General features: G+C 71.3%; 9 protein-coding genes. 2 read left to right on the plus strand and 7 right to left on the minus strand.

The features are described 5' to 3' along the window. Window positions 1-27: 27 nt before the first annotated feature. The 7 genes from AB0L37_RS35955 to AB0L37_RS35985 form a co-directional block, all read right to left on the minus strand. Window positions 28-1,221 carry an ROK family transcriptional regulator gene (locus AB0L37_RS35955; protein ID WP_365515499.1) on the minus strand — a complete coding sequence of 398 codons (1,194 nt, stop codon included), beginning with the start codon at window positions 1,219-1,221 and terminating at the stop codon, window positions 28-30. After that, the gene (locus AB0L37_RS35960; RefSeq protein WP_365515502.1) at window positions 1,218-2,408 is read right to left on the minus strand and encodes an MFS transporter; all 1,191 of its coding nucleotides are present in this window, start codon (window positions 2,406-2,408) and stop codon (window positions 1,218-1,220) included. Before AB0L37_RS35960 ends, AB0L37_RS35955 begins: the two co-directional genes overlap by 4 nt. Window positions 2,409-2,620: 212 nt before the next feature. After that, a complete protein-coding gene (locus AB0L37_RS35965) occupies window positions 2,621-3,871 on the minus strand; it encodes an FAD-binding protein (RefSeq protein ID WP_365515505.1) in 1,251 nt (416 codons plus the stop codon). A gap of 293 nt (window positions 3,872-4,164) precedes the next feature. Continuing rightward, window positions 4,165-5,202, minus strand: coding sequence for a LacI family DNA-binding transcriptional regulator (locus tag AB0L37_RS35970; protein ID WP_365515508.1), 1,038 nt, complete (start codon window positions 5,200-5,202; stop codon window positions 4,165-4,167). A gap of 107 nt (window positions 5,203-5,309) precedes the next feature. Further along, a complete protein-coding gene (locus tag AB0L37_RS35975; protein ID WP_365515511.1) occupies window positions 5,310-6,197 on the minus strand; it encodes a carbohydrate ABC transporter permease in 888 nt (295 codons plus the stop codon). Further along, window positions 6,194-7,189 (minus strand): sugar ABC transporter permease, encoded by a 996-nt coding sequence (locus tag AB0L37_RS35980; protein WP_365515514.1) that lies wholly within the window; start codon window positions 7,187-7,189, stop codon window positions 6,194-6,196. The genes AB0L37_RS35975 and AB0L37_RS35980 overlap by 4 nt, the downstream gene beginning before the upstream one ends. Continuing rightward, window positions 7,186-8,520 carry an extracellular solute-binding protein gene (locus AB0L37_RS35985; RefSeq protein ID WP_365515517.1) on the minus strand — a complete coding sequence of 445 codons (1,335 nt, stop codon included), beginning with the start codon at window positions 8,518-8,520 and terminating at the stop codon, window positions 7,186-7,188. Before AB0L37_RS35985 ends, AB0L37_RS35980 begins: the two co-directional genes overlap by 4 nt. A 341-nt stretch (window positions 8,521-8,861) precedes the next feature. Between AB0L37_RS35985 and AB0L37_RS35990 the strand changes: the two genes are divergently transcribed. Continuing rightward, a complete protein-coding gene (locus AB0L37_RS35990; protein ID WP_365515519.1) occupies window positions 8,862-10,853 on the plus strand; it encodes a beta-galactosidase in 1,992 nt (663 codons plus the stop codon). A gap of 56 nt (window positions 10,854-10,909) precedes the next feature. Beyond that, on the plus strand, window positions 10,910-12,067 hold the full coding sequence (locus AB0L37_RS35995; protein ID WP_365515522.1) for an arabinogalactan endo-1,4-beta-galactosidase: 1,158 nt from the start codon (window positions 10,910-10,912) through the stop codon (window positions 12,065-12,067). The last annotated feature ends 171 nt before the right edge of the window (window positions 12,068-12,238 follow it).

Here is a 12,238-nt window from a genome sequence, read left to right on the forward strand (position 1 = left end):
CGGGTGGGGTGGGCGGGGTGAGTGGGGTCAGGGAGTGCGTCGGGGGGCCGGGGCCAGGGCCTGTTCGAGGGCGAACGTCGCCGCGCCCAGGCACACCGGGTCCGTGGGGACGGGGGAGAGGACGATCTCGGCGCCGGCCAGCGAGTGGCGCAGCGCGTGCCGGGCGACCGCGGCGCGTGTCTCGTCGAGCAGCAGCTCGCCGAGGCACGTGGTCACCCAGCTGCTGAGCACGATCACCTCGGGGTTGAGCAGGTTCACCAGATCGGCGATGCCCGCCCCGAGATAGCGCGCCGTCTCCTGCACGGCCTTCACCGCGACCGGCTGCCCCTCGGCCGCCGCCGCGGCGAGGGCGCGCACGGTGGCCGTCTGGTCGTCGGGGTGCAGCAGCGGTGAACCAGGGCTCAGCTCACGGAGGTTGAGCATGATGCCGGGCGCGCCGACATACGTCTCCACACAGCCGCGGTTGCCGCAGTGGCACAGCCGGCCGTCCAGGACGAGCGTGGTGTGGCCCCACTCGCCCGCGCTGTTGCCGATGCCCCGGTACAGGCCGCCGCCGAGCGCGAGACCCGCGCCGACGCCCGTGCCCAGGTTCACGACGACGGCGTCCTGCCGGCCGCGGGCCGCACCGAACCACAGCTCGGCGACCGTGCTGGCGTGCAGCGGATTGTCCAGGTGCAGCGGCAGGTCGATGCGCTCGGCGAGCAGCGCGCGCAGCGGGACGTCGTGCCAGTTCCAGTTGGGCGCGTAGACGGAGACGCCGCCCTCCCGGTCGACCTGGCCGGGCAGCGAGACGCCGACGCCGAGGACGCGCCCGACGTGCCCTTCGAGCACCTCGTCGACGGCGTCCGCGATCCGGGCCACGACCTGCTCGGGACCGTTCTCGCCCGGGCGGACCTCACGGTCGGCGCGGGCCACGACCGTCAGCGACAGGTCGAACAGCTCGGCGTGCACATACGTCTCGGCCACGTCCACGCCGACCAGCGCCCCGCGCCCGGCGGCCACGGCGAGCAGGGCACGGGGGCGTCCGCCCTCGGAGTCCTCGAAACCGGCCTCGACGAGCAGGCCCAGCTCCGACAACTCGGTGACGAGGGTGGCGACGGTCGCCTGGCTCAACCCCGTCAGCCGCGCCAACTCCGGCCGGGACACCGGCGATTCGGTGATGACGTGCCGCAGGATCTCGTACCGGTTCGCCGTGCGGATGTCCCGGGACGTGCGCCTCATGCCGGAGCCTGCCCGGCGGTGGCCGTCCGCTTCAGCCAGACCGTCGCCGCGAGCGACGCCGCCGACAGGGCCGCGAGCAGCCACGGCACCGCGTGGATGCCGGAGGACTCGATGCCGGCGCCGAGCAGCGGCGGCGCCGCGACACCGCCGACCATCGACGCGGCGATCACCCAGGCGCCCGCCCGCTCGGCGCCCGGCAGCGCCCGGTTCAGCCAGGGCAGCCCGGTCGGGAACACCGGAGCGATGAACAGGCCGACCCCGGCGTACGCGTACGGTGCGGCGCCCGGTATCAGGGCGAGCAGCAGACAGCCCGTCATGCCCGCCGCGCACACGGTGAGGATGACCTCGGGCGCGTACCGCAGGGTGATCGGGACGACCAGGAAGCGGCCCACCGTCATCATCAGCCAGTACACGGACGTGGCGGACGCGGCGAAGGTCACGCCGTAGCCGACCGTCTCCAGGTGCGTCGGCTCCCAGCCGCCGACACCGGCCTCGACGGCGACGTTCAGGATGTACAGGACGAGGAAGCCGACGAGAACACGCGACACCAACGTCCCTTGTGCGGGCCGGGGTTGACCCGTCGGCGGCTGCGACGCGGCGTCGCGCACCCCGCCCGTGCACAGGATCAGGGCGGCCGAGAGCGACGCGCACACGCCGAAGGCCATCGCGTAGTCGCCGGGGCCCAGCCATGCGACGAGCGCGGGGCCGAGGACGGCGCCGATGCCGAAGTGGGCGTTGAGGATGTTGAGCATCGCCGTCGACCGCGCACCGAAGCCGACGGCGAAGAGCTGATTGAGGCCGTAGTCGATACCGCCGAAACCGAGCCCGCCGAGGAACGCGGCGATCAGGGCGAGCGGCCAGTTCGGGGCGAGCGCGAAGCCCGCGCCGCCGGCCGCCATGAGGCAGTAACTCGCCGCGAGGAGCGCCCGGTTGCTGATCCGGGAGTGGATCGCGTTGAAGGCCAGCACACCGGCGACGCCGCCGGTGAAGTGCAGGCTCAGACCGAGCCCCGCGCCCGCGGGGGAGAGGCCGTACGTGTCACGCAGCCCGGGCACCGAAGGGCCGTACAGCGCCTGCACCATGCCGATCAGGACGAAGGCGACGCAGGAGGCCACCGTCGCGGGACGCGTGAACAGGCGCGGCGCGGGCGGCGCCGCGACGTCACCGGCCAGGGCGGCTTCGGGCATGGGGGGACACCGGGATTCCGTGAGAGGGGGAAGGGGGGCGCGGGACGGTCGCCTTCCAGGGCTCGAACCGTCCCGCCCGACTCACGCTAGGTCGCCCGCCGAGACTTCGACAAGGGGTTGGTGGAAGCCCTGACGAAAGTCCAAGAGGTTTCGCGAAAGTCCTGCACACCCCTCCAATTCCGGTGACGAAAGTCCAGTAGGCGCAGGGGAGTTCAGCGGTCGAGCAGGGTCCGGACGAACGCGTTGGCGAACTTCCCCTCGGGGTCGAGACGCCCCGCGAGCGCGGCGAACTCGGCGGCCCGCGGATACCGCGCGACGACCCGGTCCGGCGCCGTCGTGAACACCTTCCCCCAGTGCGGCCGCGCCTCGAACGCGCTCAGCCGGTCCTCCACGAGCGACACCACGGGCAGCACGCGCGCCGTGTCCGCCACCCACGTGAAGTGTAGAGCGACGGTGTCCCGCCCGTACGCCGGGCTCAGCCACTGCCGGTCCGCGGCCACGGTCCGCACCTCGCACACCTGCAACACCGGCGCGATCCGGTCCCGTACGGTGTCGAGCGCGGCCAGGGCCGCCTGCGCGTGCTCACGCGGCAGCAGGTACTCCGACTGGAGTTCCTCGCCGCTGCTCGGCGTGAACTCCGCCCGGAAATGCGGCAGTCGCTCGTGCCAGGGGCCCGGAACGCCGAACTGCTCGGTGCAGTTGACGCCGGGCATGCCCGGGACGGGGTGCTGCTTCTCCGTGGCGGGCTCGGCCCACGGGAAGTCGACGGGGTCGGGGTGGCGCTGCTTGACCCAGACCTGGTCGAAGTGCGGTCCCTGCCATGTGGTGAACAGGCTCACGCTGTACGCGGACGAGGTGACGGCCTCGAAGTCGAGCCCCTGGAAAGGCAGTTCACGGAAGACGGTCTGACTCACCTCGTAGTCCGGCTCGACGTCGAGCGTGAGGGAGAGGACGACGCCGAGCGCGCCCAGCGAGACGACCGCGCCCTCGAAGCCTTCGTCGCCGCGCGCCAGGGTGACGGTCTCCCCGGCGCCGGTGAGGATCTCCACGGCGCGGACGGCATCCGCCAGGGACCTGTTCGCGTTGCCCGAGCCGTGCGTGCCCGTGGCGACCGAGCCGGCGACCGAGATGTGCGGCAGAGAGGCCATGTTGGGCAGCGCGAGACGGTGGGAGTGCAGCACGGCCGCGAGATCGGCGTAGCGGACGCCGCCGCCGACCCGGACCGTGCGCGCGTCCGCGTCGATGTCGATCCCGGCCGGCAGGCCGCTGAGCGAGACGAGGACGCCGCCCCGGTCCGCGTCCACGTCGGCGATCCGGTTGAAGGAGTGCCCGCTGCCGAGCACGCGTACGTGCGGGCTCTTCGCCACGAGGGCGTGCAGGTCGTCGGGCGAGGCGGGGCGGTGCACCCCGTCGGCGGAGAAGGTGATGTTGCGGGCCCAGTTGGTGGGTCGGGCAGCGGGCATGGGGCGGCCTTTCCTTACGGTCCTGTGCGATCCTGTGCGGTCCTGAGCCGATTTGATCACGCAGCGCGGGGCAGGAACAGCCCCGCAATGGGCGCAGGGAACTGCGCGCTCAGCCCCCCACCGAGCGGCACCCGGCAACGAGTCGGCCGGGCCGAGCTGGACGCCGGATGGGGAGCGCTCACCCGGCGCCGGGGTGCCACCTTGCCCACCCTGCCGCCCCAGGCGGCAGATTGCCCAAGGCGGGGGCAGCGGCTACGGGCAGCCCCGCCAGGGGCGCGGGGAACTGCGCGATCTCAGGCAGAACCCCGCCGTACCAGTTCCGTGGGGAGGATGACCGTCGCCGGGTCCTCGCCGCTGATCTGCGCCAGCAGGACCCGCACCATCTCCGAGCTGATCCGGTCGAACGGATGCCGGATCGTGGTGAGCGCCGGCTGCGTCGCCAGGGCGGCCGGCGAGTCGTCGAACCCCCCGATCGCCACATCCTCCGGCACCCGCAGCCCGGCCTGCGCGAGCGTGCTCATCACCCCTTGCGCCATCAGGTCCGAGGCGACGAACATCGCGTCGAACTCCACGCCGTCCGCGAGGAGCCGCGCCGCGGCGGCCTCACCGCTGGCCCGGCTGTAGTCACCGGTGACGATCAGCCGCTCGTCGACATCGATGCCCGCCTCGGCGAGCACCTCCCGGTACCCGGCGAGCCGGTCGACGCCGCCCGGCGTGTCGAGCGGCCCGGTGACGGTGGCGATCCGGCGCCGCCCGAGCGAGAGCAGGTGCCGGACCATGTCCCGCGCCCCGTCCCGGTCGTCGGCCGCGACATAGCTCAGCTTCGAGCCCGGCGAACCGATCCCCATGGGCCGCCCGCACGCCACCAACGGGACCCCGGCGTCCCGCAGTTCGGCCGCGACCGGATCACCGGAGTGCGACGAGACGAGCAGCACGCCGTCGACGTGCCCGGAGGTGATGTAGCGCAGATTGCGGCGCCGCTCGTCCGGCGTGCCCGCGATCATCAGGAGCAGCGTGATGTCGCGCTCGGCGAGCGCCTTGGTGCAGGCGCGAAGCAGCACGTTGAAGTTCGGGTCCTCGAAGAACTTCTCCTGCGGCTCCGTCAGCAGGAACGCCACCGAGTCCGAGCGGCCCGTACTGAGACTGCGGGCATGCCGGTTGACGACGTACCCCGTCTTCTTGATGGCCACTTCCACCGACTGCCGGGCCGCGGGCGAGACGTAGTGCCCGCCGTTGAGATAGCGGGAGACGGTGCCGCGCGACACCCCCGCCACCCGTGCCACGTCGTGGATGGTGGGCGGCTTGCGGCGTTCATTCGGGCTGGTGGTCATGGTCCTCGTCGGTCAACGGTGGTGCGGGCAGGGGCGGTGGTTCCGCACGGTGTGCGGTCGTGCCGGACCGGACGCGTCCCGCCCCGGGACAGGTCCGGACCTGTGGCCTACGCCTTGATGGAACCACTCAACAGGTCGAGAGACCAGAACCTCTGGATCACGAGGAACAGCGCGATCAGCGGCAGGATCGCCAGCAGACAGCCCGTGATGACCAGAGTGTAGAGCGCGGGCTGCGACGAGCCCTGTGCGAGCAGGGTGTAAAGACCCAGCGTGACAGGGAACTTGGTGTCGTCGGCCAGCATCACGTACGGCAGCAGGAAGTTGTTCCAGATGCCGACGAACTGGAAGAGGAACACCGTGATCAGGCCCGGCGTCAGGAGCGGCAGCGCGATGCGCGTGAAGATGCGCCACTCGCCGGCCCCGTCCATCCGCGCCGCCTCGAGCAGTTCGAAGGGCACGGCCGCCGCCGCGTAGATGCGGACGAGATACACCCCGTACGGCGACAGGATCGACGGCAGGAGCATCGACCAGTACGAGTCCGCCAGGTGCATCTCCGACAGGAGGAGGTACTGCGGGATCGCGAGCACGATGCCCGGCACCAGCACACCGGCGAGGATCAGCTTGAAGACGAACTCCCGGCCGCGGAAGGTGAACCGGCCGAGCGCGTAGCCGCCCGCGGCGGACACCAGCGTCGACAGGATCGCGCCGCCGCCCGCGTACAGGGCGGAGTTGCCCATCCACTGCCAGAAGATGCCGTCGCGGTAGACGCTCAGGTCGTGGATGTTGTCGAACAGGCCGCTGCCCGGCGCCAGCGTGAACGTGGAGAACAGTTCGGAGCGGGTCTTGGACGCCGCCATGAACACCCAGATCACCGGGATCAGGCAGTACAGGGCGCCGAGCAGCAGCACCAGGGTGGGCGTCCACGCGGTGCGCCGCCCGCGGCGCGCGGCGTCCGTCTTGAGGCCGGTGCCCGCGGTCAGGGTCAGGGACGTCATGCCTGGTCCTCCTTGGTGAACCGGTTGGAGAGACGCAGCAGCGTGAAGGAGAGCAGATACGTCCCCGCGGCGAGGACGACCGCCGTGGCGGAGGAGGCGTACATGTCGTTGCGGCCGAACGCGGCGTTGTAGATCGCGAACAGCGGGCTCCAGGAGTTGGAGATGCCGTTGGTGATCGCCTGCATGGCCTTGGGCTCGGTGAACACCTGAAGCGTGGCGATGACCGAGAAGAAGAAGGTCAGGACCAGCGAGGGGAGCACGATCGGGATCTTGATGCGCAGCGCGATCTTCAGATCGCTCGCGCCGTCGATCCGGGCCGCCTCGTAGATCTCCTGCGGGATGGCGCGCAGCGCCGTGTAGATCACGATCATGTTGAAGCCGGTGCCGCCCCAGACCGCGATGTTGGCGAACGACAGGTACAGGTTGCCGCCGTCGAACAGGTCGGGCTGCGGCAGGCCGAGCCCGCGCAGCACGTAGTAGAAGGGGCTGACGTCGGGCAGGTACAGGAAGCCCCACATCATGGCCGCGAGGATGCCGGGAACCGCGTACGGCAGGAAGATCGCGAGCCGGGCGAACGGACCGGTGCGGGCGCGGGGGGTGTCCAGCATCAGCGCGAAGACCAGCGCGAGGCCGAGCATGGTCGGGATGACGATGGCGCCGTAGCCGAGGGCCCGCAGGATGCTGTGCCCGAAGTCGGAGTCGTGCAGGACGGCGGTGTAGTTGCCGATCCCGTTCCAGACTTCCTGGCGGGCCCCGGAGCCGAGGCCGATGCCCTTGACCTCGACCTTGTGCAGGCTGAGCCAGACCGAGTAGCCGATCGGGACGACGGTGAAGCCGGCGAACAGGACCAGCGTCGGCAGCAGGAACCAGTACGGCGCGAAGCGGCCGAGGCCGCGGCGTACGGGGCGGGGCCCCTTGGCGGACGGGGCGAGGCCCCCCGCCGAGGACCCGGCCGCCGGGCGGCCGGTGCCCTGGAGGGAGGTGGTGCTCATGCCTCGGTCACCTTGAATCCGGACTTCTTCATGTCCTGGTAGGTCTTGGCCTGCATGGTGTCCAGGGCCGAGGAGAACTTCGCCTTCTTCCTGGCCTTGGCGGCGGCGCCGAAGCCGTCGGTGAACGCCTGGTAGGCGGTCTGCACGTTCGGGCCCCAGGAGGAGGCCACGGCGGTCGCGGCGATCTTCGCGGCGTCCGTGTAGAAGTCCTTCTGATTCGGGAAGAACTCCGGCGTCTTGAGGATGTCGGTCGACGACTGGCCCGCGGTCGCGGCCGGGTAGATGCCCGCGTACTTGACCAGGGCGGCCAGGGCCTCCGGGTCGGTGTTGAGCCACTTGGCGAACTTGGCGGCTGCCTCGGTGTTCTTGGAGTCACTGGAGACACCGGTGGACGAACCGCCCCAGCTGCCGGTCTTGTTCTCGCCCGCGCTCCACTGCGGCAGCGCCACCATGCGCCACTTGCCCTTGGTGTCGGAGGCGACGGAGCTGAGGGGGGCCGGCGCCCACACGGCGGAGACCCACGCGATGTGCTTGCCCTTGTTCATGGCGCTGTTCCAGGCCGGGGTGTACATCGGCTGGTTGTCGATCACGCCTTCCTCGACCAGGCCGCCCCAGAACTCGGTGACCTTCTTGGTCGCGGCGTCGTCGATGCCGACGGTCCACTTGCCGCCCCCGTCGACCGTCCACCACTGGGCGCCGGCCTGCTGGGCGAGACCGGCGAACAGGCCGGAGTCGTTCGCGGAGAACGTGGTCAGGAAGACGTCCGGGTCGGCCTTCTTCGCGGCGCGGGCCACCTCGGCGAACTCGTCCCAGGTCTTCGGCACGTCCAGCTTGTGCTTCTTGAACAGGTCCTCGCGGTAGTAGAACATCAGCGCCCCGCCGTCCTGCGGGATCGCGTAGACCGCGTCCGTGCCGAGGGTGACCATGCCCCAGGTGCCCTCGGCGAAGCCCGACTTGGCGTCCTTCGCGTACTTCGCTATGTCCGCGAGGACGTCGTTCGAGACCAGCGTCGGCAGGGACTGGTACTCGACCTGGATCAGGTCGGGGGCGTTGCCCGCCTTCTTCGCGGTGATCAGCTTGGTGACCATCTCACCGCCGCTGGCCTGCTTGGACACCGTCACGGTGATGTCGGGGTTCTTCTTGTTCCAGATCGCGGCAACCTTTTCCATGCCCGGCGCCCACGACCAGTAGGTCAGCTTGACCGGACCGGAGCTCGTGCCGGAGCCGCTGTCGTCGGAGTCGCCGCAGGCGGCGAGGGAACCGGCAAGGCCGGTGGCGAGGGCTCCGGCGAGGACGGAGCGCCTGCGGATGTCGCGACGGTGGATCGACATGTTCTCTCCCCTGGAAGGCGGGCCGGTCCGGGTGTCCCACGCGGGGGGCTCCCCGTCGATCGCGACGGGGGCACGAAGGGGCAGGAAACCGGGCGGCCGAGCACGTTGGTCCGTGCTGTTCTGTGATCGTGCACAGTAGAGAATTGTTTCGCCCCCTTGTCAATGCGTGGGGTTGAGGGTTACTTACTTGTTGCCAACAGATGAAGCTCGCTCCGAATCCTGTGCCCGGTTACAGTCCGGGACACAGGTCGGGACACAGCTCGGGACGCACTCCGCGTCGCAGCTGAACCAGGCGTTCCGGTACGGCAGTTGCCCGCCCTTGCCCCCTTGGGAGTCATGTGATGCCCCGCCCCGTCCCGCTCTCGTTCGGCGGCGACTACAACCCCGAACAGTGGCCCCGCGAGGTGTGGCGCGAGGACGTGGCGCTGATGCGCGAGGCCGGCGTCAACCTGGTCAGCCTCGGCGTCTTCGCCTGGGCCCGGCTCGAACCGCGCCCGGGGGAGTACGACTGGGAATGGCTGGACGAGGCCGTCGACCTGCTGCACGCGTGGGGCATCCGGATCGCCCTCGGTACGCCGACGGCCGCGCCGCCCGCCTGGTTCTACCGCGCCCGCCCCGACGCGCTGCCGGTGCGCCGCGACGGCGTCCGCCTCGCGTTCGGCTCACGCGCCGCGATCTGCCACTCGCACCCCGCCTACCGGGCGGCCGCCGCCTCCATCACCACCCGCCTCGCCGAGCGCTACGGCGACCACCCCGCCCTGGCCCTGTGGCACGTCTTCAACGAGTACGACGGCCCGGCCGTGGTCTGCTACTGCGATCTGTGCGCCGCCGCCTTCCGCGACTGGCTGCGCACACGCCACGGCACCCTCGACGCCCTCAACTCGGCCTGGGGCACGGCCTTCTGGGGCCAGAGCTACGGTGACTGGGAGGAGATCACCCCGCCCCGGGTGACGGCCAGCGCGGGCAACCCGGCACAGCAGCTCGACCACCGCCGCTTCGCCGACGCGCAGGCCCGCGCCTGTTTCACCACCGAACGGGACATCCTGCACCGCCTCTCGCCCGGCGTCCCCGTCACCACCAACTTCACGACGGCCCCCAGCCAGGGCGACAAACTGGACTACTGGGCCTGGGCGAAGGAGGTCGACCTCGTCACCAACGACCACTACCTGATGACCGACGGCCGCCGCACGCACGTCAACCTGGCCCTCGCCGCCGACCTGACCCGCTCCGTCGCGGGCGGCGGCCCCTGGCTGCTCCTCGAACACGCCCCGTCCGGCGTCAACTGGCAGCCGCACAACCCCGCCAAGCGCCCCGGCGAGATGGCCCGCAACTCCCTCGCGCACGTCGCACGCGGCTCCGAGGGTGCCATGTTCTTCCAGTGGCGCCAGTCGGTCAGCGGCGCGGAGAAGTTCCACTCGGCGATGCTGCCGCAGGGCGGCACGAGCACCCGCGTCTGGCGCGAGATCACCGAACTCGGCGCCCGCGTAGCGGACTTGACGGACTTGCGGGGGACGCGCACCCGCGGCGACGTCGCCATGATCTGGTCCTGGGAGTCCTGGTGGGCCCAGTCCCTGGAGTGGCGCCCCAGCAGCGACCTCGACGCCCGCGAACGCCTCGACGCCTTCTACGAGACGCTCTACGACCGTCATCTCACCGTCGACTTCCTGCCCCCGGCGGGCATCGCCGACCTGGATCCGGACCGCCACCCGCTCCTCGTCGTCCCCCAGCTCTACCTGGCCCCGGCGTCCGTCGCCGCCGACCTCGACCGGTACGTACGGGGCGGCGGTACGGTCCTGGTCTCGTTCTTCTCCGGCCTGGTCGACGAGAACGACACGTTCCACCCCGGCGCGCACCCCGGCGCCCTGCGCGACGTACTCGGCCTGACCGTCGAGGAGTTCAGCCCGCTGCTCCCGGACGAGCGGGTCACCGTCCGCACCCGGCAGGGCGACCGGTACGCGGCCGACCTGTGGTCCGAGGCCGTCGTGCCGGCCGGCTGCGACACGGTGGCCGTCTTCGCCGACGGTCGCACCGCGGGCGGCCCCGCCCTCACCCGGCACGCCCTCGGCGACGGCGCGGCCTGGTACCTGGCGACCCGGCTCACCGGCGACGCGCTCGCCGCCGTCGTCGACCAGGTCCTCGCGGACGCCGGGATCACGCCGGACGAACTGCCCCGCGACGTCGAACTCGTCGTCCGCGAGGGCGCGTCGGAGTCGCCGGCGTCCTTCCACATCGCCGTCAACCACACCGGCGCCGAGGCGAAGGTGACCCTCTCCGACGGCAGCCGCCGGGCGGTCGCGCCCGGCGCGGTCGAGGTGTGGCGCGTACCGCGCTGACGCCGCCTTCTCAGCCCCCTTCTGTCACCCCCTGCACATCCATGAAAGGAACCACCATGCGCAGACGTACGGTCCTGACCGCCGCGGCGGCGACGGCGCTCGCCGCCCCCGTCCTGGGCGCGGCCCCCGCACGGGCGAGCACCTCCGCCGCCCCGGCCCGCCGCAGCCTGGAGATCCGGGGCTGCGACATCTCCTCGCTGCCCAAGGACGAGGCCTTCGGCGCGGTCTACCGCTACCCGAACGGCCGGCGCGGCGACGCCGTCGAGATCCTCGCCCACTACGGCGTCACGCACGCCCGCCTCAAGGTCTGGGTGAACCCGGCCGACGGCTACAACACCAAGAAGCAGATCCTGCCGCTGGCCAAGCGCCTGAAGAACGCCGACATCGGCATCTGGGTCGACTTCCACTACTCGGACACGTGGGCGGACCCGTCGAAGCAGTTCAAGCCGGCCGCCTGGGAGGGCCTCGACGTGGCGGGCCTGACCCGCGCCGTCCACGACCACACCGCCGATGTCCTCGGCGCGCTCAAGCGGCAGGGCACCCCGGCCGGCCTCGTCCAGGTCGGCAACGAGATCAACGGCGGTCTGCTGTGGCCCGAGGGCAAGAACTGGGGCGAGGGATCGGGCGGTTGGGACACCACGGCGGCGTTCCTGAAGGCCGGGCTCCAGGCGGCCCGTGACACGACGCCCCGCGTCCGCACGATGCTGCACATCGCCTCCGGCGGGGACAACGCGACGTCCCGCTGGTGGTTCGACGAGGCCGTCGCCCACGGCCTGGACTTCGACATCATCGCCCAGTCGTACTACCCGTTCTGGCACGGGGACCTGGCGACGGCGGCCGCCAACTTCGCCGATCTGTCGGCGCGTTACGGCAAGCCCGTGGTGATCGCGGAGACGGCGTACCCGTTCACGCTGAAGAGCGAGGACGCCACCAACGACATCCTCTACAGCGAGTCGCAGCTGACCGAGGGCTTCCCGGCGACCCCCGCAGGCCAGGCCGCCTGGCTCCGCGCGGTCGCCGACATGCAGGCGAACGTCCCCGGCGGCAAGGGCCTCGGCTACTGCTACTGGGAGGGCGTCTGGACGTACCGCGAGGGCGACGGCTGGGACCCGTCGGATCCGGCCTCCGGCAACGCGTGGGAAAACCTGGCGCTCTTCGACTTCGCGGACCGTGCGCTTCCTGCGCTGCAGGTGCTGGGCGGGTATCGCGGCTGACTTCGGCTGCGGGCCGGTGGGGGTTGCTCGCGCAGTTCCCCGCGCCCCTGAAATGCAGGCGCTGCGCGCCGCATTTCCCCGATGAGACGCGCCCCTGAGATGCCGCACCGAAGGTGCGCATCTCAGGGGCGCGGGGAACTGCGCGACCCGCCCCGCCGGAACCCCCCCCCC

Source organism: Streptomyces sp. NPDC052225, assembly GCF_040679615.1.
Lineage (GTDB): Bacteria > Actinomycetota > Actinomycetes > Streptomycetales > Streptomycetaceae > Streptomyces.